Origin of the sequence: Mesorhizobium sp. M0701 (assembly GCF_040320365.1) — a bacterium.
GTDB lineage: Bacteria > Pseudomonadota > Alphaproteobacteria > Rhizobiales > Rhizobiaceae > Mesorhizobium.
Map to the genome: position 1 here is coordinate 1 of NZ_JAMYPO010000051.1, position 24,571 is coordinate 24,571.

23 protein-coding genes are annotated in these 24,571 nt (G+C 63.2%); 9 read left to right on the top strand and 14 right to left on the bottom strand.

Annotation, left to right across the window (positions count from 1 at the left end):
- Positions 1-329: 329 nt before the first annotated feature.
- The gene (locus NKI24_RS30775; protein WP_352453455.1) at positions 330-1,229 is read right to left on the bottom strand and encodes an HNH endonuclease; all 900 of its coding nucleotides are present in this window, start codon (positions 1,227-1,229) and stop codon (positions 330-332) included.
- 457 nt (positions 1,230-1,686) lie between these two features.
- On the opposite strand from NKI24_RS30775, the gene NKI24_RS30780 reads away from it, so the two are divergent.
- Together NKI24_RS30780 and NKI24_RS30785 are read left to right on the top strand one after the other, a co-directional pair.
- Complete coding sequence (locus NKI24_RS30780; protein WP_352453475.1) at positions 1,687-3,417, top strand: adenylate/guanylate cyclase domain-containing protein; 1,731 nt, start codon at positions 1,687-1,689, stop codon at positions 3,415-3,417.
- A gap of 226 nt (positions 3,418-3,643) precedes the next feature.
- Positions 3,644-4,180: a dihydrofolate reductase family protein gene (locus tag NKI24_RS30785; protein WP_352750237.1), complete on the top strand. Its 537-nt coding sequence runs from the start codon at positions 3,644-3,646 to the stop codon at positions 4,178-4,180.
- A 171-nt stretch (positions 4,181-4,351) separates the two neighbouring features.
- On the opposite strand, the gene NKI24_RS30790 is transcribed toward NKI24_RS30785, so the two are convergent.
- The gene (locus NKI24_RS30790) at positions 4,352-5,257 is read right to left on the bottom strand and encodes a LysR family transcriptional regulator (protein WP_352680688.1); all 906 of its coding nucleotides are present in this window, start codon (positions 5,255-5,257) and stop codon (positions 4,352-4,354) included.
- 30 nt (positions 5,258-5,287) lie between these two features.
- Positions 5,288-5,419 (bottom strand): hypothetical protein, encoded by a 132-nt coding sequence (locus tag NKI24_RS30795; RefSeq protein WP_023674354.1) that lies wholly within the window; start codon positions 5,417-5,419, stop codon positions 5,288-5,290.
- On the opposite strand from NKI24_RS30795, the gene NKI24_RS30800 reads away from it, so the two are divergent.
- Positions 5,397-6,293, top strand: a complete 897-nt coding sequence (locus tag NKI24_RS30800; RefSeq protein ID WP_352750238.1) for an MBL fold metallo-hydrolase — start codon at positions 5,397-5,399, stop codon at positions 6,291-6,293. The two genes, NKI24_RS30795 and NKI24_RS30800, sit on opposite strands and share 23 nt — an antisense overlap.
- An 89-nt stretch (positions 6,294-6,382) precedes the next feature.
- On the opposite strand, the gene NKI24_RS30805 is transcribed toward NKI24_RS30800, so the two are convergent.
- The 5 genes from NKI24_RS30805 to NKI24_RS30825 form a co-directional block, all read right to left on the bottom strand.
- Complete coding sequence (locus NKI24_RS30805) at positions 6,383-7,252, bottom strand: patatin-like phospholipase family protein (protein WP_352569779.1); 870 nt, start codon at positions 7,250-7,252, stop codon at positions 6,383-6,385.
- On the bottom strand, positions 7,249-8,607 hold the full coding sequence (locus tag NKI24_RS30810; protein WP_352750257.1) for a M16 family metallopeptidase: 1,359 nt from the start codon (positions 8,605-8,607) through the stop codon (positions 7,249-7,251). Before NKI24_RS30810 ends, NKI24_RS30805 begins: the two co-directional genes overlap by 4 nt.
- Before the next feature lie 190 nt (positions 8,608-8,797).
- Positions 8,798-10,162 carry a M16 family metallopeptidase gene (locus NKI24_RS30815; RefSeq protein ID WP_352750239.1) on the bottom strand — a complete coding sequence of 455 codons (1,365 nt, stop codon included), beginning with the start codon at positions 10,160-10,162 and terminating at the stop codon, positions 8,798-8,800.
- A gap of 97 nt (positions 10,163-10,259) precedes the next feature.
- The gene (rsmD, locus tag NKI24_RS30820; protein WP_352750240.1) at positions 10,260-10,814 is read right to left on the bottom strand and encodes a 16S rRNA (guanine(966)-N(2))-methyltransferase RsmD; all 555 of its coding nucleotides are present in this window, start codon (positions 10,812-10,814) and stop codon (positions 10,260-10,262) included.
- Entirely contained in the window at positions 10,795-12,693 is a 1,899-nt protein-coding gene (locus NKI24_RS30825; RefSeq protein WP_352750241.1) for a pseudouridine synthase, read from the bottom strand. The genes rsmD and NKI24_RS30825 overlap by 20 nt, the downstream gene beginning before the upstream one ends.
- A 76-nt stretch (positions 12,694-12,769) precedes the next feature.
- Here NKI24_RS30825 and NKI24_RS30830 point away from each other — a divergent pair, with 76 nt between their 5' ends.
- Positions 12,770-13,222 (top strand): nucleoside deaminase, encoded by a 453-nt coding sequence (locus NKI24_RS30830; protein ID WP_352479909.1) that lies wholly within the window; start codon positions 12,770-12,772, stop codon positions 13,220-13,222.
- Positions 13,223-13,307: 85 nt separating this feature from the next.
- Here NKI24_RS30830 and NKI24_RS30835 read toward each other — a convergent pair whose 3' ends face one another.
- Together NKI24_RS30835 and ileS are read right to left on the bottom strand one after the other, a co-directional pair.
- On the bottom strand, positions 13,308-13,988 hold the full coding sequence (locus NKI24_RS30835; protein WP_352458053.1) for a hypothetical protein: 681 nt from the start codon (positions 13,986-13,988) through the stop codon (positions 13,308-13,310).
- 195 nt (positions 13,989-14,183) lie between these two features.
- Positions 14,184-17,174 carry an isoleucine--tRNA ligase gene (gene ileS, locus NKI24_RS30840; RefSeq protein WP_352750242.1) on the bottom strand — a complete coding sequence of 997 codons (2,991 nt, stop codon included), beginning with the start codon at positions 17,172-17,174 and terminating at the stop codon, positions 14,184-14,186.
- Positions 17,175-17,483: 309 nt separating this feature from the next.
- Between ileS and NKI24_RS30845 the strand changes: the two genes are divergently transcribed.
- Both NKI24_RS30845 and NKI24_RS30850 read left to right on the top strand, forming a co-directional pair.
- A complete protein-coding gene (locus tag NKI24_RS30845) occupies positions 17,484-17,858 on the top strand; it encodes an Xre family toxin-antitoxin system antitoxin (protein ID WP_352750243.1) in 375 nt (124 codons plus the stop codon).
- Positions 17,859-17,860: 2 nt separating this feature from the next.
- Entirely contained in the window at positions 17,861-18,295 is a 435-nt protein-coding gene (locus tag NKI24_RS30850) for an RES family NAD+ phosphorylase (RefSeq protein ID WP_352750244.1), read from the top strand.
- A gap of 16 nt (positions 18,296-18,311) precedes the next feature.
- Here the strand turns inward: NKI24_RS30850 and NKI24_RS30855 are convergent, their stop codons facing one another.
- Entirely contained in the window at positions 18,312-19,115 is an 804-nt protein-coding gene (locus NKI24_RS30855; RefSeq protein WP_352750245.1) for a MipA/OmpV family protein, read from the bottom strand.
- 198 nt (positions 19,116-19,313) lie between these two features.
- Positions 19,314-20,219 carry an alpha/beta hydrolase gene (locus tag NKI24_RS30860; protein ID WP_352750246.1) on the bottom strand — a complete coding sequence of 302 codons (906 nt, stop codon included), beginning with the start codon at positions 20,217-20,219 and terminating at the stop codon, positions 19,314-19,316.
- Positions 20,220-20,561: 342 nt separating this feature from the next.
- On the opposite strand from NKI24_RS30860, the gene NKI24_RS30865 reads away from it, so the two are divergent.
- Positions 20,562-21,116 (top strand): HdeD family acid-resistance protein, encoded by a 555-nt coding sequence (locus NKI24_RS30865; RefSeq protein ID WP_023674340.1) that lies wholly within the window; start codon positions 20,562-20,564, stop codon positions 21,114-21,116.
- A gap of 78 nt (positions 21,117-21,194) precedes the next feature.
- On the opposite strand, the gene NKI24_RS30870 is transcribed toward NKI24_RS30865, so the two are convergent.
- On the bottom strand, positions 21,195-22,178 hold the full coding sequence (locus tag NKI24_RS30870) for a bifunctional riboflavin kinase/FAD synthetase (RefSeq protein WP_352750247.1): 984 nt from the start codon (positions 22,176-22,178) through the stop codon (positions 21,195-21,197).
- Between the two features lie 9 nt (positions 22,179-22,187).
- The gene (locus NKI24_RS30875; RefSeq protein ID WP_352616848.1) at positions 22,188-23,048 is read right to left on the bottom strand and encodes a TIGR01459 family HAD-type hydrolase; all 861 of its coding nucleotides are present in this window, start codon (positions 23,046-23,048) and stop codon (positions 22,188-22,190) included.
- Between the two features lie 247 nt (positions 23,049-23,295).
- Here NKI24_RS30875 and NKI24_RS30880 point away from each other — a divergent pair, with 247 nt between their 5' ends.
- Complete coding sequence (locus tag NKI24_RS30880; RefSeq protein ID WP_352750248.1) at positions 23,296-23,838, top strand: pilus assembly protein TadG-related protein; 543 nt, start codon at positions 23,296-23,298, stop codon at positions 23,836-23,838.
- 97 nt (positions 23,839-23,935) lie between these two features.
- The gene (locus NKI24_RS30885; RefSeq protein ID WP_352750249.1) at positions 23,936-24,568 is read left to right on the top strand and encodes a LysE family translocator; all 633 of its coding nucleotides are present in this window, start codon (positions 23,936-23,938) and stop codon (positions 24,566-24,568) included.
- The last annotated feature ends 3 nt before the right edge of the window (positions 24,569-24,571 follow it).

Below are 24,571 nucleotides of genomic sequence, written 5' to 3' on the forward strand. Positions count from 1 at the left end.
GCCATCGCCCATGTCGCGCAGGGCTCGGGCCGCAAAAAGAAAAGTCGCCGGGCGGATCTGCTGCACTGGTCTAGCCTGCCCTCATCACCTGCGTTGGCGTCAACGGCTTTGGCAGCGTCGCTCGACAGAGCCGGAAGATCATGACGGAGTCGCGTTAGACATTCCAGCGAGACGAAGGCCATGAAGTTCGGGACGTGGGTCAGAATTCCCCGTGGTCTTGCTTTGGTAATGTCCAGGAAGGGGCGCATTGCTGCCATTCGCAACGAGAGAATGAAGGCCTCCGACGAGTCAGAAGTGCCCACCAACACGCTCCCACGCCGACGGTGCTTTCACTGCTTGTAGCAGTGCTCGCGGTGCCATTGTAGGAAATGAGGATGCGGGCGTTCAAAATGTCGACTGGGCGTAAGTGCTCGACCGGTTTTGTTTATGAATCCCTGCACGCTGTCGAGATCGTTGACCTGCCGGGAGATCATGATTTCCAAATCGTCGGATAGGCTGATCAACCCGCGATCGAACATCCAATGCGCGGTGCCGGACAATGCGATCCCATTGTTGATGATATCGGGACCATTGGCTTCAACCGGTCGAACATGCGCGGCGGAGACCTCCGCTCGGCCGCCGCCGTTTATCAACTTGAGTCCCGTGATCGCACAGCGCTCATCATAGGCGCGCAAGACGATGCGGCGAAAAATACGATCCCGCACGATTCGCGACGCAATGTAACTCACGCGATCACGGCTCTGCTCCAACTCAAATGGCGCCTGCTCGTCTTGAAAGCCAAGCGACGTCCCGATCTCATCAACGCGCGGCAGCAACGACTCATTGCTGCCCAGGCCGAGATCGATAATGCGGTTGAAGTCACTTAGACCGATTGGGCGGACGGCAGATTGGGCGCGACCGGAAATCCGTCCTTCCTCGTTGAGTACACTCTTCTCCACGATGCCATTCGCCCCGTTGAACGAAACAGGATTGGCGAAGTCGAGATAGGTCCCGGGCTCAATCAGAGCGAGGTACATGTCAGGCTTCGCAGGATCGGGGATGACCTGTTGGACTTTGGCTACGGCGAAATAGCCGCGGCTCTCTTCTACCTTGCTGGGCTCATAATAGATGATCCAGTCGCCTACGCATGCTTCGACGCGGCGCAGATACTGGGTAGGAAACTGGTATTGCTCAGCGGGGCGGTCGTTGTAGATCGAATCTGACCGGTGAATGAAGACCCCGAATCCCATGATCTTTTTACAGTTCGTTTTTTGGAGATATCTGCCTCAGATACCAATCCGATCTTGGGAGCTTAGTCCAGGTCGGAGAAGTTTTTCCCCACAGTATCGGTCTTTGGGAGCGAATAAGCGAATAGGGAAAGCCCTCCCCTTGAAAATGCGCGGCGCTAGTTGACGGTGCAGTTCGCACAAGACCCGCACGGCCCGTCCCGACAGAAAGGAACCCGCCATGCGAAAACTCATCGTCACCGAATTCATCAGCGTCGACGGATCGCCGAGGTCGAGAAGCTGCCGAGCGTGGCCTGGCGCGCCGAATGGCGTCGCTCTCCCGCGATTGATGCGATCGAGTTCGCAGCCACCAGGCGGAAGGCGCCCTTTCTTGCTGCTGCGGACTTCTTGATTCAGCCACAAGCCCAAATTGCTGGATTTGGCAACCCAGGAAGGATAGGCTTGGTTTTTGGTTCAAGCGATGGAACAGAGACTAGCCGCAATTCTGGCTGCCGATATGGCGGGCTACAGTCGGCTGATGGAGGCCGACGAATCCGGCACGCTCGCACGCCTTCGGACCCATCGCATAGAACTGGTCGATCCCGCCATCGCGAAGAACAAGGGCCGTATCATCAAGACCACCGGAGACGGCATGCTCGTTGAGTTCCAGAGCGTGACCGATGCCGTGAAATGCGCCGTGGAAATTCAACAGCGCATGAAACGGCGCAATTCGGATGTGCCGCAAGAACGGCGCATCGAATTCAGGATCGGCATAAATCTCGGCGACATCATTTTCGACGATGAGGACATTTTCGGCGACGGCGTCAATATTGCCTCGCGCATCGAGCAACTCGCCGACGTCGGCGGTATCTGCGTGACCGCAGCGGTGGCGACCCAAATTGCCGACCGTCTCGAAATTGCCATGGAGGACCTGGGCGAGAAGACGTTAAAGAACATCAGCCGCCCGGTTCGCCTCTATCGCGTCGGGTTTGACAGTCCTGCCCTGCCAGAAGTCGAGGCAAAGCGATCCATCTCGAAACCTTCGATAGTGGTGCTGCCGTTCACCAACATGAGCGGCGACCCCGAGCAGGAATTTTTCGCGGACGGACTGACCGAGGACATCATCACCGAACTGTCCCGCCACCATGAGCTGTTCGTCATCTCGCGCAATTCCAGCTTCGTCTACAAGAACCGCGCCGTGAATGTGCGCGAGGTGGCCGAGAAACTCACCGTCCAATACCTGGTGGAGGGAAGCGTCCGCAAGATCGGCGACAGGGTGCGCGTGACGGTTCAGCTCATCGACACGGCGAACGACGCTCATATTTGGGCAGACAAGTATGACCGGAAGCTGGACGACATATTCGCGATTCAGGATGAGGTGACCGCGGCGATCGCAGCCACGCTGCCCGGTCGCGTCGAGGCGGCTCAGCGGGACCAGCTCGCGCGGGCGAAACCTGCAAACATGGCCGCGTATGAATGTGTGCTTGCTGCCAAGGTGCTGCATCACCGAAGCACGATTGCAGATAATGAACGCGCGCAAACCTTGATAGAAAGGGCCGTCACGCTCGACCCCGATTATGCCCATGCCCATGCCTGGCGGGCCTGCATTCTTGGCCAGGCCTGGGTCCATAACTGGTGCGAAGACAGGGATGCCATCTGGAACAACATCATGGCGGCGCTGGACAGGGCGCTGGCGCTGGACAACAACGATGCCGATGTCCATCGCATCCTCGCCGCAGTGAACGTGAACAACAATGAGCTGACCACTGCGCGCTACCATCAAGAGCGGGCGCTGGCCCTCAATCCCAATTACGACCTCGTGGTGGTGCAGCAAGGCGAGTTATTGACGTGGCTCGGGAGGCCGGAAGAGGGAATTGAATGGATCCGCAAGGCAATGCAGTTGAACCCGCACCACCCGGAGAGGTTCTGGAGCCATCTGGGAAAGGCGCATTTCGCCGCGCGCCAGTATGGCGAGGCGATCGAAGCTTTCATGCATCTGTCAACCATGGACTCGGCTCAGCACGCTTTCGCCGCTGCCTGCTACGGCTGGCTCGGCGACGAAATCGCGGCCGCGGCGCATCTAGGCAAGATCAGAACGCTCGATCCCCAATTCGACCTCGATTCATTCATCGCCACCCTGCACTTTGCCCAGGAGTCTGATGTGCAGCACGTCCGCGAAGGACTGCTGAAAGCCGGTATTGCCCACCTGTAGCCAGCCCGTAACTACGAACCAGATCCAATCGGCAAAAAAGACCGGCCCCCCACCCGATGCGGACCTTGTGGCATGACCGAACGACGGGCAAGTCGGAGAAGCTTTTCCCACGCTATCGGTCTTTGGAAGCGAACAGGGAAAACCCTCCCCCTGAAAAAGCGCCGCGCTAGTTGACGGCGCAGTTCGCACAAGACCCGCACGGCCGTCCCGACAGAAGGAACCCGCCATGAGAAAACTCATCATCACCGAATTCATCAGCGTCGATGGCATTGCCGAGGTCGAGAAGCTGCCGAGCGTGGCCTGGAACGATGAGATGCAGAAGTTCAAGGACGACGAGCTTGCCGACAGCGGCGCCATGCTGTTGGGGCGCACGACCTATGAGATTTTTGCCGGCTCGTGGCCCAAGGAGACCGGAGATTTCGCCGACCGCTTCAACGCGCTGCCGAAATACATCGCCTCGACCAGCTTGCAGGCGCTCGACTGGCAACCGGCCGAGCTGCTGCAGGGCGCGTTGCCGGAAGCGGTCAGAGGACTGAAGCAAGGCAGCGGCGGCAACATCTATGTGCATGGCAGCCTCAGCGTCGCGCAGGAATTGCTGCGCCATGGCCTTGTCGACCGCATCAGGCTGCTCAGCTACCCCGGTGCCGTCGGCCAGGGCAAGCTGCTGTTCCCGCCCGGCGCGCAATTGCCGCTCGAGCTGATCTCGGCCACGCAATTCAGCAACGGCGTGGTGGCGCTGGAGTATGCGGCTGGGAAGTCGTGATGAGCCAATCTCCCCCCTCGAGGGGCAGATGCCCGGCAGGGCAGAGGGGGGCGTCTCGCGTAATGCGCCAACCCCTACCGACGCAAGAGGGAGGCCGCGCCCGGTCGAACCGACCCCCCTCTGGCCTGCCGGCCATCTCCCCCTCAAGGGGGGAGATCGCAGCTTCGCCCATCAGCGCCCCCGCCCGCCTGCCTCCAGCTTCTGCTCGGCCGCGATCAGCATCTCGACAAACCTCGTCACCTTGGGCGGGCGGAAGCGGGCGGCGGGGTAGACTGTGTAGATGCCGCCGGAGGGCAGCCGCCACTCGGGCAGGATCTGCACCAGCCGCCCGGCGGCCAGTTCGTCCCGCACCAAAAAGTCCGGCAGCACCGACAGGCCGGCGCCGGCGCGGACCGCTGCCAGCACTGCCGGCGTTGCGTCGATCGAAATCGTTGCCTGCATGCGCACGGCCTGCTGCTCGTCATCGCCGCGCGAAAATTGCCATAGCAGCGGTTCGCGCAGCGCCATGTTGGCGACGAAGGGCAGCCCGGCGAGGTCTTGCGGTTCGCCGGCGGTGAACCGGCCTGCAAAGCCGGCGCCGCATACCATGAATTGTTGGAAGGTGCCGATGCGCCGGGCCTGCAGGCTGGAATCGGCCAGCCAGCCGACGCGGATGGCCACGTCGATGTGGCCGGAAACCAGGTCGATCGTCTCGTCGCCCAGCGTCAGCTCCACCCGGCAGGCGGGATAGCGCGCGCTGAAGGCGGCGACCACCGGCACCACCGCCGATGTGCCGTAGTCGTTGGACGCGGCGATGCGCAGCGTGCCAGTCGGCTCGGCGGCGGCCTGCGCGAGCTCGTCGAATGCATCCTCGGCCTGCTGCAGGACCTGCAGGCAGCGGGCATGGAACGTTCGGCCGGCCTCGGTCGGATGGACGCGCCGCGTCGTGCGGATCAGCAGCGTCGTTCCGACATCGCGCTCCAGCCGCGCCACCTGCTGGCTGACCACCGCCTTGGTGATGCCGAGCCGCTCGGCGGCCCGCGTGAACGAGCCGGCGTCGACCACCGCCGCGAAATAGGCCAGCCGGTTCAGGTTCATGCTTCGCTCATGGCGGAGGCAGTCTCATTGTCAGGCAATGGCATACATTACGTCTATTTTGTCGGCCTTCAATACGCATTCCGCTTTTGCCATCTTGCGGGCATCGAGGCCGCCGAATTCCGGATCCCAGGAGACATCCATGTTCACACGGAGAAGCATCATGAAAACCACCCTCGCCGCCGGCGCTGCCGCGGTCTTTGCTCCCGCCGGGCTTGGCCATGCGGCAGGCGGGCTTTCCTGGAAACATTTCCCCGCCGGGCAAAACGGCTTCTTCCGCGCCCCGGTGCTGGTCTCCGGCGCCGCCGAAGCCGTGCTGATCGATGGCGGTTTCATTTACCCCGACGGCCGGGCCGTGGCCGAGGCGATCAAGGCGACCGGCAAGACGCTCACCACCATCTATGTCAGCCAGTCCGACCCGGACTATTATTTCGGCCTCAAGCCGATCAAGCAGGCGTTCCCGCAGGCACGGGTGATCGCCGCAGCCGAGACGGTGGCCGCCATCAACGGCAATGTCGAAAAGAAGCTCGCCGTCTGGGGGCCGCAGCTGAAGGAGAATGGCCCGCAGGCGCTGGCCGACGTCGTCATCCCCGAAGCATTCGACGGCAAGACGCTCAGCGTCGATGGCGAGACCATCGAGATCGTCGCCGCGGAAGGCCTCGCCAACCGGCGCTATCTCTTCATGCCGTCGCTGAATGCGGTGTTCGGCGGGGTGATGATCTTTGCCGGCGTGCATGTCTGGACCGCCGACACGCCGACCAGGGAACTGCGCGCCGCCTGGCTCGCCAATCTCGAAAAGATCGCGGCGCGCAAGCCGGCAATCGTCGTGCCCGGGCACATGACGCCTGAGGCCGCTACGGACTTTTCAGGCGTCGAGCACACCAAGACCTATCTCGTCGCCTTCGAGGAAGAACTGGCCAAGACCAAGGACGCGGCCGCACTGAAGAGCGCCATGGAAGCCCGCTTCCCCGGCCTCGGCATGGGCGTTGCGCTCGACATCGGCTCCAAGGTTGCAACCGGCGAGATGAAGTGGGGCTGAGATGGCCGCCAATCGCGAGCTGATCCGCGCCACTTACGAAGGATACGCTCATGGTCCAGCGGGCGCTGACGCCCGACGACTGATGGCTGTCATCCGCCGAGACGGTTCGTGCGCTTGCTGGCTTCGGCCTTGGCCCGGGCCTCGACCGCCTTCTCGATCTCGCGCTTCAGCTCGTCCTTGATCGCCACCGTCTCGGCCATCAGCGCCTCGACCTTCATGAAATCGAGCACCCGGTATTTCGACACCGCCGGCCTGATCAATATGTCGGGCCGGCTCTGGTTCAGCTTGCTGGCGATGATCGACTGCATCATCAGCTGCGTGGCGCCGAACATCAGGTCGACGGAGGTCGGGAATTTGCGGCCCGCCTCGGTCGGCGCGCCGACCACGTCGACGGCGATGATGATGTCGGCGTCGAGCTCGATCAGGTCGAACGGCACGGGATTGTAGATGCCGCCGTCGATCAGCAGCCTGCCGTCGCGCATCACCGGGCGGAACACCGCCGGGATCGCCGCCGAGGCGGCCAGCGCCGAATGCAGCTCGCCTTCGTCGAACACGGCGAGCTGGTGGCCATAAAAGTCCGTTGCCGTCACCTTCAGCGGTATCTTCAATTCGGCGAAGGTTTCGGGAATGGCGTCGGGCAGGAACGCTTTGAGGATGCGCTCGACATTGAACTGGCTGACCCGCAGGCCGCCCTGCAACGCTTCGGCAAAAGTGCCGGGCCGCGCCCGCCACATGCGCGTCGCCACTTCGGCGCGGCGGCCGAGGATCGAGCGCGTATAGTCGTGGATGTCCTTGCCGGTCATGCCCGAGGCCATGCCGGCGCCCATGATGGCGCCGATCGACGAGCCGGCGATTGCCGCCGGCCTGATACCGAGCTCGTCCAGCGCCTCGATGACATGGATATGCGCCAGCCCGCGCGCGCCGCCGCCGCCAAAGGCGATGCCGAAGCTAGGGCTCATCCCTTGTTGGCCGCGCCGAGCTTCGGCCCGACCACCATGACGGCCGGCTCGGCGGAGAGCAGCTTTGTCGCCACCGCTTTCACCTGGTCCAACGTCACCGCGTTTATCAGGGCGGCGCGGCGCTGCATGTAGTCGATGCCGAGCTTGCCGAGCTGAATCTCGAGCAGCGTTGAGGCGATCGCGCCGGAGGAATTCAGATTGTTGATGGCATAGGCGCCGATCATGTATTTCTTGGTCGCCGCCAGCTCGGCTTCGGTCGGCCCCTCCTCGGCCATGCGCTTGACCACGTCGCGCACCACGGCCAGCGTCTCGGCCGCCCTATCGGCGCGGGTCGAGGTGGTGATGGACAGCGCCTCGGAATGCTGGTGGTCGACGAGGTCGGAGCTGACGCTGTAGGCCAAGCCGCGCTTCTCGCGCACCTCGTCGAACAGCCGCGAGGTGAAGGTGCCGCCGCCGAGGATCTCGTTCATCAGCACCGCGGCGAAGAAGTCCGGCGCATTCCGCTTCACGCCGGGATAGGCGAGTTGCAGCGAGGCCTGCGGCTGGTCGTAAACGACCTCGAGTTGCTGGCCGAGCTTCAGGTCGATGTCGGGAACGGGCGTAAGCGCCTGCTTTTCCGGCAGGCTGCCGAACACCAGATCGAGCTTCTGCTTCAGCGTCTCGGCGTCGATGGCGCCGACCACCGCGATATGCAAGCCGTCGCGGCCGAAATTCGCCTTGTGGAAGGCGCTGAGATCGGACGGCGTAATCGTCGCGATGCTTTGCCTGGTGCCCTGGTCGGGCCGCGCATAGGGATGCCTGCCGTAGATCGCGTCCAGCCATTTGCGTTGGGCGAGCGTATCGGGATCGCGCTCGTTGGCGATGATGCCGGACAGGATTTGCGAGCGGATGCGGTCGATCGGCACCTGGTCGAAGCGCGGCTGGTTGACCGCCACCCGCAACAGGTCGAAGGCGCCGTCGCGCTGCTCGGCCAGCATGCGCATCGAGCCGTAGATGCCGTCGCGCTGCGCATCGAAGCTCATCTCGGCGCCCACATCGTCAAGCTTGATCTGGAAGGCCTCGCTGTCGAGGTTGCCGGCACCTTCGTCGAACAGGCCGCTCATCAGATTGGCAAGCCCTTCCTTGCCGGGCGGATCCTGCGTCGCGCCGCCATCGAAGACGAAGCGGATGGCGACGATCGGCACCGAATAGTCCTCCACCAGCCAGGCGGTGATGCCCTTCGACGAGGTCACCTTCTGGATGTTCACGGCGGCGCGAGCGGAAAGCGCCGGCAGGAGGAGAAAGAGAAGGGAGAGGAACAGGGTTGCTAGAAGAGCGCCGGCGTGCCAATTGCCAAGGTCGGCGCCGCCCCTCATCGCCCTGCCGGGCACTTCTCCCCGTATAGTGACGGGGAGAAGGGGCTGGCCGCTATCCCGGCGCTCGCTCTGCAAACGCTGAAGATTGGCGAAACCGTCGATGACGGCGCCCCTCTCCCCGTCCCTATACGGGGAGAGGATGCCGGCAGGCAGGTGAGGGGCAGCGCCAACTCTCAAGCTCATCATCAAATCAATTCCCAGCCTGGGTTTCGGGAAGCAAATAACCGGTCGTTGCGTGGTCGAGATTGAGATAGCGGGCAGCGACTTCCTTGACCTGGTCGGCGGTGACCTTGCGGATGCGGTCCGGCCATTGCTGGACGTCCTGGACGTTACCGCCTGTGGCGAGCGTCGAGCCGTAGATGTTGGCCATGTCTTCCTGCTTGTCGCGGGCAAAGATCATCGAGCGTACGAAACGGTCCTTGGATTTTTCCAGCTCGTCGCTGGTGACGCCGTCTTTCGCGATGCGGGCGATCTCGGCGTCGACCGCGGCCTCGATGTCGGCAAGCTTGGCATCGCCGCGCGGCGCGCCGTAGACGGTGAAATTGGTGTCGTCGAGCATGGTGCCCTGGAAGAAGGCGCCGGCCTCGGCGGCGATGCCTTGCCTGACGACAAGCTCCTGGTAGAGCCGGCTGCGGTTGCCGCCGCCGAGGATTTCGGACAGCACGTCGAGCGCTTCGCCTTCGCCGGGCTTTGCCGTGTGATAGGACGGAACCACCCATTGCGTGGTAAAGCTCGGCACGCTGACGCGCCCGTCGGTCAGCGTCACCGTGCGCCTGGTGTTCTGCTCGGGCTCGACGGGTCGGATGCGCGGCGGCAGGTCCGGGCCGCGCGCGATCTTGCCATAGGTCTTTTCGGCCAGCGCCTTGACCGTTTCCGGTTCGACATCGCCGGCCACCACCAGCACGGCGTTATTGGGTGTATAGTATTTGTTGTAGAAGGCCATCGCGTCGGTGCGGTTCAGCTTCTCCATCTCCTGCATCCAGCCGATGACCGGAATGCGATAGGGCTCGTTCTGCCACAGCGTGGCGTCGATCTCCTCGTCGAGCACTGCCTGCGGATTGCTATCGATGCGCGAGCGGCGCTCCTCGAGGATGACGTCGCGCTCGGTTTTGATGACGTCGTCGTTGAGGATGAGATTGCGCATGCGGTCGGCCTCGAAGCCCATCATCTCACCGAGCGCCTGCGGCACCACCGTCTCGTGAAAGGCGGTGTAGTCGTAGGAAGTGAAGGCGTTGTCCGAGCCGCCGATGGCGGCGACGGCACGGTCGAGCTCGCCCGCCGCATGGTTGCTGGTCGCCTTGAACATCAGATGCTCGAAGAAATGGGCAATGCCGGACTTGCCCGGCGGCTCGTCGGCGCTGCCGATCTTGTACCAGACCATATGGGTGACGATGGGGGCGCGGTGATCGGGGATGACGACGACCTCCATGCCGTTGTCGAGCAGGAAATCGGTCACGACGCCATCGTCAGGATTGTTATCCGCCAGAGCCGGCGCGGCCATCACCAGAGCCAGTCCCAAGAGCGTTCCGCGCAGCCATTCAGCCTGAAATGTCATAGATGGCTCCGGTTTGTAGTGGGACGATAGGCGGGGTTGCTGGTCGAGGCAAAGCGAATTGTTCGTCATTTTGAAGGCGCCACCGTGGAAGCCGAACTCAGGCGGCCTCGATGAACCGGATGACCGTCTCGCCATAGTTGCGCTCGTCGACAACCGAAAAGCACGGCCCTGCCTCGAACGGCGCCGCCGCCACTTCCTCGATGACGCAGAGCGCGCCAGGGGCGAGCCAACCACCGGCCTTGGCCGAGCGCAACGCACGTTCGCCAAGGCCTTTGCCATAGGGCGGATCGGCGAAGACCAAGCCGAATGCGGCGATGGTGCCTGCCTCGCCCAAGCCCGTCGCGTCGCGGCGGAATATCTTGGTGCGGCCGGTGAGGCCGAAGGCCTCGACATTGGTGCGGATCAGGCCGCGCCCTTCGGCGGATTCTTCGATGAAGACAGCGTAGGAGGCGCCGCGCGAAAGCGCTTCGAGGCCGAGCGCGCCGGTGCCGGCGAACAGGTCGAGCACGCGCGCGCCGTCCAGTTTTTCAGGAAAGCGATGCGCCAGCACGTTGAAGACCGCCTCACGCGTGCGGTCGGTGGTCGGGCGGATGGCAAAGGTGCGGGGCGTCGCCAGCGGACGCCCGCGAAACTCACCGCCGACGATCCGCATTGCTTCCTTTCGGGCCGCCGCGCGGCCGGTCGCCACCGCCATCCGGGCGCTCGCCGCGCGGTTTGCCGAACGGCTTTGCACCGCCGCCTTGCGGCTTGCCGCCGGGCTTGCCGTAAGACGGCTTGAACGATGCCTTGCGCGCCTTGTTTTCTGCCGCCTTGGCGGCGTCTGCCTCCGCCCTGCCCTTGCCGATCGGCCGTGCGCCCGGCGCCATCCAGACATTGGCCTTGCGCTGGCCCGGCGGCTCGATCGGCCGCTGCTCGCGTTCGGATTTTTTCCCACCGAAGCCGCCACGAGGCTTGTCGCCACGGGGTTTGTCCCCGAAGTCGCTGCGTTCAGATCTGGGGCCACGCTCGCCAAAGCTCTTTTTTGGCGCAAAGCTCCTGTCAGGGCTTGTCGACAGCTTGCCGAGCGCTTCGTCGCGGCTGCCCTCGCGCCGCTTGCGGTTCTTGATCAGGCCGCCCTCGCCGATCGGCCGGCGTTCGCCGTCGCGGGTGAATTTCGGCTGCTCGGGCTCCTCCTCGCGCTCACGCCTGACCGGCTTGTTGGAAAACGGCTTGGCGATATCGGCATCGAAATTGGCGCCGGACTCTTCGACCAGGCGCTCGCCGAGCTGGTCGCGCAGCACGCGGCCCTTGATCTCCAGCACATGGCCTTCCGGTAAATCGTCGAGCTGGAACGGCCCGTAGGAAATGCGGATCAGCCGCGTCACGTCGAGACCGAGCGCGCCCAGGATGTTCCGGACCTCGCGGTTCTTGCCTTCGCGCAGGCCGAGTGTCAGCCAGGCGTTCGAACCCTGCTCGCGGTCGAGCGTCGCCTCGATAGCGCCATAAAAGACACCGTCGACGGCAATGCCTTCGCGCAGGCCGGCAAGCGCGCTTTCCTCGACCTTGCCGTGAACGCGCACGCGGTAGCGTCGCAACCAGCCGGTCGCCGGCAGTTCGAGCACGCGCGACAGGCCGCCATCATTGGTGAGCAGCAGCAGGCCTTCGGTGTTGATGTCGAGCCGGCCGATGGTCATCAGCCGCGGCAGCCCGGGCGGCAGCACGTCGAAGACGGTCTTGCGGCCTTCGGGATCGCGGTTTGTCGTGACCACGCCGGCCGGCTTGTGGAACAGGAACAGCCTGGTGCGCTCGATCGGCGGGATCTCCATGCCGTCGAGATGGATGATGTCGCCGGGCATGACGTTAAAGGCCGGCGAGGACAACACCTTGCCATTGACCTTGACGCGGCCGGCCGCAATCAGTTCCTCGGCGTCGCGGCGCGAGGCCAGGCCGGCACGCGCCAGCCGCTTGGCAATGCGTTCGCCGGCTTCTTCCGTTGCCTCGACGCGACGCGGGCGCGGCTTGAAGCCGCCTTCCGATGCCGCCGGTGCCCTATGTGCCCCATGGGGCCGATCGCCGCCAAAATCACGTTTGGGACGATCGCCGAAGTCACGCTTAGGACGGTCGAAGCGCCTCTCGCCGCGCTCGCCTTCGGGAGCTGCCGGCCGGTCGCCGCGCGGTGCGTAAGGCTTGCGCGGACCTTCGCGCTTTTCATAAGGCGTGCCTTCGGGTCTTGGGCCCTTGCTGAATGCCCGGTCGCCTTCGGCAGCTGCCGGCCGGTCGCCGCGCGGTGCATAAGGCTTGCGTGGACCCTCGCGCTTTTCATAAGGCTTGCCTTCCGGACGCGGCCCTTTGCTGAATGGCCGGTCGCCGCCTTTGAAGTCGCGCTTCGGCCGTTCGCCTTCGGCCGCCGCCGGCCGGTCGCCGCGCGGAGTGTAGGGTTTTTTGGCGCCGAAGGGCGGCTTGCCGCCCTTGTCGGGAGCGCCATCGCGACCACGCGGCCCCGCCGGCTTCGGGCCGGCCTTGCGCGGGAATTTCTTGTTTTTGTCGTCCATGTGGCCTTTGCTCGTTTGCGCGGGTAGTAACAGGATCGCGCTCTAGTGGCGAGGAGATAATCGGAATGGGAACCGCGTGAAGCGGCAGGATTTCATGGCGCTGGCGCTGAAAGAAGCCGAAGCCGCCGCCCAGCGTGGCGAAGTGCCGGTTGGCGCGGTCGTCGTCGGCGGCGATACGGTCGTTGCGAGTGCCGGCAACCGCACCCGCGAGTTCGCCGATCCGACCGCCCATGCCGAGATGCTGGCGATCCGCGAGGCCTGCCGCAAGCTTTCCAGCGAGCGGCTCAGCGGCCACGATCTCTATGTGACGCTGGAGCCGTGCGCCATGTGTGCCGGCGCCATCTCCTTCGCCAGGCTGCGCCGGCTTTATTTCGGCGCTGCCGACGAGAAGGGCGGCGCAGTGGTCAACGGAGTTCGCTTCTTCACGTCACCGACCTGCCACCATGTGCCCGACATCTATCCGGGCATGGCCGAGAACGCAGCAGCAGCATTGCTGAAGGACTTTTTTCGCGAGCGACGCGGACCCTGATTTTCTGGTCCGGCAGACGGTCCAAATCCAAGTCAGCCAATCCAGCCAGCCAATCCAGGGCAAGAACGTCTCTGGCGCCGTCAGCCTACCAGGGCAGCCAGTCGAACATGCCGCCGCTCTTACTCTTGGCGGCCGCCTCCCTCTTGAGGCGGCGTTCCTTCTTGTACTCGTCCTCGCCGAGGTCACCCTGCGGCGCGGTGGCGGCGGCAGCGCGGTATTGCACCGGCGGCTCGCTCAAATATCTGCGGGTGGTCGGGTCGCCCTGTTTGCCTTCAGCCCGGCGGCGCATGATTTCCGCGGCGCGGCTCTTGTCCGAATCGGCCGGAGTCCAGGCTGGCGGGTGGCTCGAGCCCGACTGCTTCAGCGCGGCCTTGACCGACGCCGGATCCGTCTGCACGTCATCGATGACCTGCGCCTGGTAGGCCGGGTCGTCCTGATGCAGAGTGGCATCGGCGCGCAGGCGGGCACGGCGCTGCTCCGGCGATTCGGGCCATTCGGCGCTTGCCGTCTCGATGCTTTCCTGCGGCGGCGGCAAGACTTCCTTCTGCCCCGGCCCTGGCTTCACCAGCGTGGGGCGCGGCTTGTAGTCGATACTATCCTTGCGCTTGGGTGCGAAGGAAAAAGCCCCGGTGAGGTCGCCGGCAAGCTGCGCGCCCGCAGTCTTGTCGGTCCCGTAAGTGGGCGAGCCCATGCAGCCGGACAAAGCGAGGCCCGATACGACAAGCGGCGCCAGCAGCGCAACGCGCGCATAAGTTCTCTCGGTCATGCCAAAAAGTCCCACTGTAGACAGCCTCTCGATTGCCGCCGGCCAAAGAAAGGTCCGGTCCCCATCGCCTATGCTCTTCCGACGGAATTCCGGCGACAATTTGTCGTCCGGAGTTTCGCGTGTTTACCTCAACCACTCGTTAAGGGCAACGCGCGGGGGCCGATCGGCCGCCCGCCGTGGCATTTGTGCACCGCCTTAAAGACGGCGCAAAGCCTTCAGCTCATGCAGAACAGCGGCGTCACGGGCCGACACGTCCGGGAATTCCGGATCTGAGCCGACATCGGCGGTGTAGCGCCAGGAGCGCGCGCACTTCACCAGGCCACGGTCCTCCGCCTTCTCGACGACCACGGCGACGCCCTTGACGTCGTCGAGGGTAAAGCTGCCCGCCGACGCCTTGCCGCGCACGATTACCAGATCGCTGGTGATCGCCATCTCGGCCATATCGACATCGGCGATCGCCGCTTCGAGCGCGGCGTCGTCGAGGGTGACGACCGGCACCGCTTCCAGCGAAGAGCCGATGACCTTCTGCGCGCGGGCGATTTCCAGCGCGCCGGTGACGACACGGCGAACCTGCCGCACCTTGCGCCACTTCTCCGCCAGCGCCTCGTTCTTCCAGTCCGCCGGGATCTCCGGGAACTGGTCGAGATGCAGGGAGACCGCATCCGGATGACGGTCGAGCCAAGCCTCTTCCATGGTGAAGGGCAGCATCGGCGCCAGCCATTTCACCAGGCAGTCGAAGAGATGGCGCACCACCTGCACGGAAGCCTTGCGCTTCACGCTGGAAGGCGCTTCGCAGTAAAGCGCGTCCTTGCGGATGTCGAAATAGAAGGCCGACAGCTCAACCACCATGAAGTCGAGCAGCGCGCGGGTGATGCGCTTGAATTCGAACGCGTCGTAGCCCGAGCGTACGACTTCATCGAGTTCAGCGAGCCGGTGCAGCATCAGCCGCTCCAACTCCGGCATCTTGTCCAGCGGCACCTCCTCGCCGTCGTCATGGGCGAGCGTGCCCAGCATCCAGCGGATGGTGTTGCGCAGCTTGCGGTAGGCGTCGATATTGGTCTGCAGCACGTTCTTGCCGAGCCGCTGGTCTTCCCAATAATCGGTCGTCACCACCCACAGCCGCAAGATGTCGGCGCCGGACTGCCTGATGACGTCCTGCGGCACGACGGTGTTGCCGAGCGACTTCGACATTTTCCGCCCCTCCTCATCCATGGTGAAGCCATGGGTGACGACGGTGTCGTAGGGCGCCCTGCCCCTGGTGCCGCAGCTTTCGAGCAGCGAGGAGTGGAACCAGCCGCGATGCTGATCGGAGCCTTCCAGATAGACGTCGGCCGGCCATTTCAGGTCGGGCCGGTCCTCAAGCGTGAAGGCATGCGTCGAGCCTGAATCGAACCAGACATCGAGGATGTCCATGACCTGCTGCCATTTCGAGGCATCGTGATTGCCGAGGAACCGCTCCTTGGCGCCGGCGGCGAACCAGGCATCGGCGCCTTCTTTCTCGAAGGCGTCCATGATGCGCCGGTTGACTGCCTCGTCGCGCAGCACATTGCCGTCGGCATCGGCAAAGACGGCGATCGGCACACCCCAGGCGCGCTGGCGCGACAGCACCCAGTCGGGGCGCTCCTCGATCATGGCGCGGATGCGGTTCTGGCCGGCGGCGGGCACGAAGCGGGTATCGTCGATGGCTTTCAGGGCGCGGCTGCGCAGCGTCGTGCCGTCGCCAAGCTCCTTGTCCATATAGACGAACCATTGCGGCGTGTTGCGGAAGATGATCGGCTTCTTCGAGCGCCAGGAATGCGGATAAGAGTGCTTCAGGCGGCCGCGCGCGAACAGCGCGTTGCGCTTGATCAGCTCGTCGATGACAGCCTGGTTGGCGTTGCCCTTCTTGCCATTGTCGTCGATGACGCGCGCCGCTCCACCCTCGCGATCCTGGCCGAAGCCCGGCGCGTCCTTGGTGAAGAAGCCGGCATCGTCGACGGTGAAGGGGATCGCGGTGTCGATGCCACGCTGGCGAAGATCAGAGGCAGCATCCATCCAGGCGTCGAAGTCTTCGCGGCCATGTCCCGGCGCGGTGTGGACGAAACCGGTGCCGGCATCGTCGGTGACGTGATCGCCGGCGAGCATCGGCACGGGGAAATCGTAGCCGCCACCCAGAGCTTTGAGGGGATGCGAAAGCGTAAGGTTTTCAAGCTCTTCGGCGCCAACGCTGCGAAGCCGATTCAGAGTGACCTTGGCCTTCGCGGCAGCGTCGTCCGCAAGCTTCTCGGCAAAGATCAGCTTTTCGCCGGGCTGAGGACCAAAGGCGTTCTCGGCCGCCGTAACCTCGTAGAGACCATAGTTGATGCGCGGCGAGTAGTTGACGGCGCGGTTGCCGGGGATCGTCCACGGCGTCGTCGTCCAGATGACGACGTTGGCATCAAGCAGATCGAGCGACGTCTGCGTCAGCTTGGGATCCAGGGCTGGCTGCCCATCCTCGATGTTGATGACCTGGCGAGCGAGGCTGACGACCGGAAACTTCGCCCAGATCGTGTCCGACTCATAGTCCTGGTATTCGACCTCCGCCTCGGCCAGCGCGGTGCGCTCGACCACACTCCACATCACCGGTTTGGAGCCGCGATAGAGCTGGCCGGACATGGCGAATTTCAGCAGCTCGCCGGCGATGCGCGCCTCGGCATGGAAAGCCATTGTCGTATAGGGATAGTCGAAGTCGCCGACGACGCCGAGGCGCTGGAATTCGGAACCCTGCACCTTGATCCAGTGCGCCGCAAACTCGCGGCATTCCTGCCGGAACTCGTTGACCGGCACCTCGTCCTTGTTCTTGCCCTTGGCGCGGTACTGCTCCTCGATCTTCCATTCGATCGGCAGGCCGTGGCAATCCCAACCGGGTACATAGTTCGAGTCATAGCCGCGCATCTGGAACGAGCGGGTGATGACGTCCTTGAGGATCTTGTTCAGCGCATGGCCGATATGGATGTTGCCATTCGCATACGGCGGGCCGTCGTGCAGCACGTATTTTTCGCGGCCGGCTGCGTCTTCGCGCAACTTGCGGTAAAGATCCATGTCCTGCCAGCGTTTGACCAGCAGCGGTTCCTTTTCCGGCAAACCGGCGCGCATCGGGAAATCCGTCTGCGGCAGGTAGAGCGTTTTGGAATAATCGATCGTCTCGGCGGTCTCGGTATCAGTCATTCGTCTGCCATATGCGTTGCCCGGCGGCAAAAGAGCCCGGGCGTTGAACTATCATGATCTGGAAAAAGCGCGAGAGGCGCGCGCAAGATTCCCGGCGGCTCCGGCGGCGGTCAAGCCGCCCGGAACACCGGGCCTGTAATTCGTATCGCAGTCGCGGGAAGGCGCGAAAAGCTCGTCATGGCTGGGCTTTTAACCGAGACAGGCGACGTTGAAAAGCCCGAACTCTGATGCTTCCTTGCGTCATGTGCCAATTGCGCATACATTTGTAGGCAAATGGCAAGCAGAATGGCCTGTGCCAAGGAGACGTTCATGTCGGTCGCAGCAAGGGCAATTCGCGCAACACACGACTTTTCCGTCCCTACGGACAAGATCGATCATCTGCGCAGTCTGGGTTTCAGTAGCGAAGAACTCTATCGTATCGTTGCCCCCCGCCGCACGCTGGCGCGTCGCAAGGAACGTGCCGAGCCGCTTTCGCCAGCTGAATCCGACCGCGCCCTGCGCCTAGAACGCATCGCCGAGCAGGCGGATCGTGTATTCGGCAGCCATGAGAAAGCCCAGCGTTGGCTGAGAAGCGAGATCATAGCATTGGATGATGCAAGGCCGATCGATCTCCTCGAGACAGAGACCGGCGCCCACGTCGTTTCCGAAGAGCTTATCCGCATCGACTTTGGCTTGCTTGCCTGACGATGCGCATCTGGCGCATCTCCAATTTCGCGGATCTCTCGGGTCGTGGCGGAACGCTCGTTGATGGAAGATGGAACAGGCGCGGGATGCCCATCGTGTATTGCACCGACCACCCTTCGACGGCACTGCTGGAGATACTGGTGCATGCGACGCGCGAAACCGTTCCGGAAACCTACCAGCTTATCGAAATCGATGTTCCGGACGGAATAGAAATGACCGAACCGGTTATCCATGACGGCTGGGACAAGGATATGGAATCGACACGGCGACATGGCACGGACTTTCTCTCGGCCAATCGTTACGCGCTCATGAAAATTCCTTCGATCATAATGCGCAAAGCAAACAACTATCTGCTCAACCCGACCCATGACGATGCGTCACGCATTACGATTGCGGGCCTATACCGTTATCCGTTCGACAGCCGTTTGATCAAATGAGCCGACGTCTACCCGCTCACATCGAAAAATCGAAGCGATAGGTCGTCGACACGCCGATCATGAACTGATCCCTGGAGCCGCGCTCCTTGACCAGGCTGGAATCGGCGGCCGGGCCCATCAGGCGGGAATATTCGCCGAACAGACTGGCCGTCATCGGCTCGGTCACCTTCCAGGTCACCGCCCCGCCCAAGCCCGCCGACTTCACCCCGCCGCCGGGATGATATTCGCTAAGTCCCGAGGCCAGCGACTCCTTGGCATCAACGCCGTAATAGGCGTCGAAATAGTCCGATGAGGCGAACGAAACGCGCGGTCCGGCCGAAATCCTGACGTCGGGCGTCACATCGTAAAAGGCGTCGGCGGCGATGTCGGCGACAAAACCGTTATGGGCGCGAATGCCGTGCCGCAATTCGGCGCGGGCACGCAGCCAATCCAAAGGATAGAATTCGAAGAAGCCGCCAGCCTCGCCGCCCCAGCGCACCGGGTCGAGACCCTTCAATTCGTCGGCGTCACCACCGTCGCGGGAAAACAGGAACTTGCCTGTCAGGCCGGCGCGGACGCCGCCATCGTCGATCAATGCCAATGAAATATTGTCGTTGCGCGAGGTGAAGCGCGCCGCGGGACCAGCCTTGCCGAGCGAGATGATCGGCGAGGCACTGAGCAGGTACTTCTTGCCGCCCTCGAAATTCGGGGCAACCATGCCGGTGGCGCCGACCGTCAGGTACCAGTCTCCGGACAGCCATCCGAAGGCGCCCTCGCCGGCCTTGGCAACGCCGCAGGTGCCGAGCATGAATGCGGCCAAGATCGTCGGGACAGACCGCATCGTTACTCCATACGTCGAACGCATTGGCCGATACAACCAGCCTTGACTGAAGCCATGGCGCCAGTTCGGTAAAATTTGACTTAATATCCGCAACATCGGCAGCGTTGGCCGGCCTGTTCCGCGTTGCAGTCGATTGTTTGGCGCACCAAGATTCCAGATCAAGTGTTTGGAATACGATAGCAGTTGCCTCGGCAGGGGTTACAAACATTCGCGGACAAACATGCCTGCGTCGTGAAGAGCGCGGCGACCGGCGCTCAACCCCGCATTCCAAACCGGGCAAGCGTGAATCATATGCGGCCAAATTTCGAGACGTACTTTGACGTCCGCCGCGCCGGCGGCTTCGGCGAGCCGAGTTGCGTCAGACATCAGCGTCTCGGCCGAACCGGCTTGTATCAGCATTGGGGGAAATCCGCTCAGATCGGCGAACAAAGGCGAGATCAGCGGATCGCGCCGACCAACGTCATTGGGAACATAGGCCGTTGCCAGTTCCTCCAAATACGCCCGGTGGATGATAGGGTCGATTGCGTCCTTGGTTGATAGTGTCGCGCCGGACATCGAAAGGTCCGTCCAGGGCGAAACCAGCCAAAGACATCGCGGCAACGGCTCGCCTGCCGCACGCAATATACTGACCAGGCACATGGTAAGGTTGCCGCCCGCACTGTCTCCGCCAATCACGATGCGGTCCGGCGCGATGCCTTGCCGCCTCAGAAAGCGCCATGCGGTGAGTGCGTCTTCATGTTGCGCAGGGAAAGGATGTTCTGGTGCGCGGCGATAGTCGATCGCGAGGGTGCGCATTCCCATTCCCCGACCTGCCTCGGTCACCATTCGACGATGACTTTTAAGAGAGCCGGAGCAGTAGCCACCACCGTGGAAAAACAGCAGAATCTTGTCCCTGTCGCTCTCAGGCGCCAGCGACCACTCTCCCTCGAGGCCATCGAAAACCACATGCTCGCATCGGATGTCCTCCGCGACTGGCCACACCGAACCGACTTCGTCGAGCCGTGCCCGGCGTTCGTCCCAGCGGACCGTTCGAGGCTTTGAGGTCAACAACCTGCGGACGGCGTTGATCTCCGTCAGATCGAGGTGTTCGTCCGCATCGCTCATTTTGCTTCCCTAGCCTCATCAAGCGTAGAAAACGGCATATAGCAGCAGCACACGTCATCGTATAAAGGGCCAATGCCAGCACTGGGAATTTTCGTTACACTTGCGCCGCGGCGAATACACGGGACGACGGGTCGCCCGTAAACCCGCTTGTTATCTTTTAGCACTGGCTCACCCCCCCATGATCGAATTATTCCATCTGGTATTTGGCCGCTTCGGGTCAAAAACGGAGGTCTAGCGGATCGCTCGGGAGTGTGGCGCTCACAGCCTGCTCGCTGGACGGGCAAGGCGATCGGCGCTACCGTCCGGAACAAAGAAGCTAGGCAACCTTGAGGGAGAAGGGCAATGACCGTGCACAGCGATGCCATGAAAGACGCCATTGGCCAGACGCGGGCGAAATGGGGATGGTTCGTCGCGCTCGGGGTGCTGCTGCTTGTCTTCGGCGGCATCGCCTTCGGCAATCTGTTCATCGCAACCGTCGCCTCGGTCTTTGTCGTGGGCTGGCTGATGCTGATGGCCGGCATTGTCGAAATCATCCATGCCTTCGGCGTGAAGACATGGGGCCGTTTCTTCTATTGGCTGCTCAGCGGCCTCCTCTACGCCGTCGCCGGCTTCTTCGCCTTCGACAATCCGGTCCTCGCCTCGACGGTGCTGACCTTCCTCCTGGCGGTCGCGCTGCTTGCCTCAGGCGTGCTCAGGGCCTGGGTAGGCTACAGCCACCGGCCGCAGCCGGGCTGGGGCTGGGTGGTCGCGGCCGGCATCATCAGCGCACTGGCGGGACTGGTCATCGCCATGGGCTGGCCGGTCAACAGCGTGTGGGTGCTCGGCCTGTTCCTGGCCGTCGACCTGATCTTCCAGGGCTGGACCTTCATCGCCCTTGGCTTGGCACTGAAGAGATAAATTCTGGTTGAGCATGATCTTAATCGGAAAACCGGTTCCCAGTTTTTGCTTCGCTGACCTTCAGTTCGGGACCATGCTCTAAAAAGCTATGGCCGCGTCCAGCCCGGAAAGCGGCCTGACGCCGGCGAGCAGTGCCTTCGCCTCGGCCTCGTCACGCTTCATCTGGGCGACCAGCGCGTCAAGCCCATCGAACTTCACCTCCGAGCGCAGGTAGCCGAAGAAGGACACGGCACAAATCTCTCCATAGAGGTCGCCGGAAAAGTCGAAGACGAAGGTCTCCAGCAATGGCGCGCCATTGTCGTCGACCGTCGGCCGGCGGCCGAAGCTGGCGACGCCATCATGAAGCGAACCGTCGGCGCGGCGGAAGCGGACGGCATAAATCCCTTCATTGAGGGTGATTTCCGGCGAAAGCCTCATGTTTGCGGTCGGAAAGCCGAGTGTCCGGCCGAGCTGCTGGCCGCCGATCACCTCCGCCTCGACGGTGAAACGGTAGCCGAGCAAGCCGGCGGCCTCGGCCACATTACCCTCGCACAGCAGCGTGCGTATGCGGCTCGACGACACCACCTCGGCGCTTTCGTCGCGAAACGCATCCACCAGCGTGACGCCGAAGCCGTGGCGCTCGCCGGCAGCCATCAGATAGGCCGGACCGCCCTGGCGGTCCTTGCCGAAATGGAAATCGAAGCCGGTGACGGCGTGGCTTATGCCGAGGTTGCGCTCGAGCACGCCGGTGACGAAAGCCTCCGCCGACAAGGAGGCGAACTCGCGTGTGAACGGCTGCTCGACCAGCGCCGCAAAGCCCAGATGCGACAACAGCCGCGCCTTCATCGGCGGCGGCGTCAGCACGAACAACGGCGTGTCCGGCCTAAACACCTTTCGCGGATGCGGTACGAAGGTCAGCACCAGGGCGGGTACGCCGCGACGCTCCGCTTCGGCGCGCGCGCGTTCGAGCACCGCCTGGTGGCCGCGGTGGACGCCGTCGAAATTGCCGATAGCCACCACGCCGCCGCGCAGATGGGCCGGCAGCGGTGCGGTTGCGGAAATGCGTTCGAATATGGCCGTCATGGCTTGAACCTATTGCAGCCTGGGAATCACCGCGACCGGCCTGTAGCCATATTTTTCCAGGAAGGCCGCGAGCCTGGCCGGATCCGGCTGCAGCGTCTCACCGTAATCGCGGGCATGGATACCGCCCGATACGTAGAGCACGTCGAAGCCATTGTCGGCCGCGCCCTTGATGTCGGTCATCATGCCGTCGCCGATGGCCAGAACTTGCGAACGCTCGACCGGGCGGCCGAGAATGACGGCGATCTCCTTCATGGCGACGTCATAGACCGGCGCGTAGGGTTTGCCGGCGATCAGCGTGCGTCCGCCAAGCTGTGCGTATTCGCGGGCCAAAGCGCCTGCGCACCAGATCATGCGTTCGCCGCGCTCGACGACGATGTCGGGATTGGCGCAAATGAAGGGCAGGTTCCTGGCACGCAGCCTCTGCAGAAGATCGGCATAATCTTCCGGCTTCTCCACCTCGTCATCGAACAGGCCGGTGCAGACCACGCCGGATGCTTCGAACTCCTCGACGAGTTCGACGTCGAGGCCCTCATAGAGCGTGAAATCCCGATCGGCGCCTATATGGAAGATCTTTCGCGGCCCTTCGGCGATCAGGTCGCGGGTAACGTCGCCGGACGTCACGACACGGTCGTAGGCGGCGGGAGGAACGCCGATGGCGTTCATCTGTGCCACCACGTCGGCGCTGCGACGCGGCGAATTGGTGATCAGCACGACAGGTATTTTCGCCGCGCGAGCAGCGATCAGCGCGGCAGCCGCCGCCGGGAAATGCCATTCGCCATTGTGCACCACGCCCCAGACATCGCACAGGATGGCTGAATAGGCTCCCGACAAGTCTGCGAGCGAACCGATGATGTCGGGCGAATCCGCCATGCCGTTGTCCCTGTACCATGATGCTTGCAAGCGCCGCGACCGACGGTCCGTAGCGGCCGGCCCGGATTAACCGAAGCGTTTCGCTCTGTCACCAGCTTTCGTTGTGCCCGCAAGATTGCCGCCCGGGGACGCCGGCGAGGACGTGTGGTTAACGGGCATTGAAAAACCGTGCCGACCTTGAACGTATTTTAGCAATCGGAAATTTAAAAATGCATGGCATCGTCCGGGAAAAATGGGGCGGGCGGGAATGCTGAAGGCAATAGTCGGAGAATTCCGACACGACAGACGTGGCAACTACTCGTTAATGACTGCAATCACCATTGTGCCGCTGATGGCCGGTCTGGCGCTCAGTGTCGATTACGGGGAGTTGCTGCGCGAAAAGCACGAAACGCTGAACGCACTTGATGCGGCCGGCCTCGCCGCCGCCCAGCAGATCGTTGCCGGCGCCAGCGACGACGACGTCAAGGCCTACGCCAAGACATTTTTCGAAACCAATCTCGCACGTATCGACCCGGCGAACACAGCGCTGACCGTCACGCTGCCCAACAACAATGCCGGCGGCGGCACCTTGAAGCTCTGCGCCGGCCTCACGGCGACAAGAAGGCAATCGATGCGCCGAAGGCGTGTTCGTCGGATTCGCGCTTCCGCAAGGATTCGGCCGACCCGAGCAAGCCTGCCAAGCTGTTCTGGAATGCAACCGGCGCGACGCTGTCCGACAATTTCAAGGAAATCGCCAACGAATTGTCGAACCTGCGCATCGTCGGCTGAAGGCGATGGGATTGGCGACTAAGGCAGGGGCCCCGGCGCACTGGCGCAAAGGCTCCTGCCGTCATGCCCTTGCGGGTGATGAAAGCATGTGGTGAGTGTCCCCACCCGGAGATGCGCTCTTGCCTGAACCCGCCAACCATCTTGCCTTCGCGCTGGTCTGCCTCGGTATGGTGCTGACGCCCGGCCCGAACATGATCTATCTGATCTCGCGCTCGCTGTCGCAAGGGCCGAAGGCCGGGCTGATCTCGCTGGGCGGCGTGGCGCTCGGTTTTTTGTTCTACGTGCTGTCGGCGGCGTTCGGCATCACCGCGCTGCTGCTCGCCGTGCCCTTTGCCTATGATGTGCTGCGCGTTGCCGGCGCGCTCTATTTGCTGTGGCTCGCCTGGCAAGCGGTGCAGCCCGGCGGGCGCTCGCCCTTCCAGATCCGCGAACTGCCGAAAGACAGACCGCGCAAGCTGTTCGCCATGGGCCTGATGACCAACCTGCTCAACCCGAAGGTGGCAGTGCTCTATCTGTCGCTGCTGCCGCAATTCATCAGCCCCGGCAAGGGCCACGTGCTGTCGCAGCTTCTGGTGCTCGGTGCCACGCAGGTCGCGATCAGCCTGACCGTCAACGCCATCATCGCGGTGACGGCCGGCTCGATCGCCATCTTCCTCGCCGGGCGGCCGCTATGGCTGGTGATCCAGCGCTGGATGATGGGCACGGTGCTGACCGCGCTGGCCGTCAAGATGGCAACCGACGCGCAACGCTGATCG

Bases quoted from the DNA above. Each gene is read 5' to 3' on its own strand.
- NKI24_RS30805 (WP_352569779.1), bottom strand. From the start codon at position 7,252: ATGAGCCCTAGCTTCGGCATCGCCTTTGGCGGCGGCGGCGCGCGCGGG.
- NKI24_RS30780 (WP_352453475.1), top strand. From the start codon at position 1,687: ATGGAACAGAGACTAGCCGCAATTCTGGCTGCCGATATGGCGGGCTAC.
- NKI24_RS30880 (WP_352750248.1), top strand. From the start codon at position 23,296: ATGCTGAAGGCAATAGTCGGAGAATTCCGACACGACAGACGTGGCAAC.
- NKI24_RS30775 (WP_352453455.1), bottom strand. From the start codon at position 1,229: ATGGGATTCGGGGTCTTCATTCACCGGTCAGATTCGATCTACAACGAC.
- rsmD (WP_352750240.1), bottom strand. From the start codon at position 10,814: ATGCGGATCGTCGGCGGTGAGTTTCGCGGGCGTCCGCTGGCGACGCCC.
- NKI24_RS30795 (WP_023674354.1), bottom strand. From the start codon at position 5,419: ATGATGCTTCTCCGTGTGAACATGGATGTCTCCTGGGATCCGGAATTC.
- NKI24_RS30875 (WP_352616848.1), bottom strand. From the start codon at position 23,048: ATGGCGGATTCGCCCGACATCATCGGTTCGCTCGCAGACTTGTCGGGA.
- NKI24_RS30835 (WP_352458053.1), bottom strand. From the start codon at position 13,988: ATGACCGAGAGAACTTATGCGCGCGTTGCGCTGCTGGCGCCGCTTGTC.
- ileS (WP_352750242.1), bottom strand. From the start codon at position 17,174: ATGACTGATACCGAGACCGCCGAGACGATCGATTATTCCAAAACGCTC.
- NKI24_RS30850 (WP_352750244.1), top strand. From the start codon at position 17,861: ATGCGCATCTGGCGCATCTCCAATTTCGCGGATCTCTCGGGTCGTGGC.
- NKI24_RS30815 (WP_352750239.1), bottom strand. From the start codon at position 10,162: ATGACATTTCAGGCTGAATGGCTGCGCGGAACGCTCTTGGGACTGGCT.
- NKI24_RS30870 (WP_352750247.1), bottom strand. From the start codon at position 22,178: ATGACGGCCATATTCGAACGCATTTCCGCAACCGCACCGCTGCCGGCC.
- NKI24_RS30800 (WP_352750238.1), top strand. From the start codon at position 5,397: ATGTTCACACGGAGAAGCATCATGAAAACCACCCTCGCCGCCGGCGCT.
- NKI24_RS30865 (WP_023674340.1), top strand. From the start codon at position 20,562: ATGACCGTGCACAGCGATGCCATGAAAGACGCCATTGGCCAGACGCGG.
- NKI24_RS30845 (WP_352750243.1), top strand. From the start codon at position 17,484: ATGTCGGTCGCAGCAAGGGCAATTCGCGCAACACACGACTTTTCCGTC.
- NKI24_RS30810 (WP_352750257.1), bottom strand. From the start codon at position 8,607: ATGAGGGGCGGCGCCGACCTTGGCAATTGGCACGCCGGCGCTCTTCTA.
- NKI24_RS30860 (WP_352750246.1), bottom strand. From the start codon at position 20,219: ATGAGCGATGCGGACGAACACCTCGATCTGACGGAGATCAACGCCGTC.
- NKI24_RS30785 (WP_352750237.1), top strand. From the start codon at position 3,644: ATGAGAAAACTCATCATCACCGAATTCATCAGCGTCGATGGCATTGCC.
- NKI24_RS30825 (WP_352750241.1), bottom strand. From the start codon at position 12,693: ATGGACGACAAAAACAAGAAATTCCCGCGCAAGGCCGGCCCGAAGCCG.
- NKI24_RS30855 (WP_352750245.1), bottom strand. From the start codon at position 19,115: ATGCGGTCTGTCCCGACGATCTTGGCCGCATTCATGCTCGGCACCTGC.
- NKI24_RS30790 (WP_352680688.1), bottom strand. From the start codon at position 5,257: ATGAACCTGAACCGGCTGGCCTATTTCGCGGCGGTGGTCGACGCCGGC.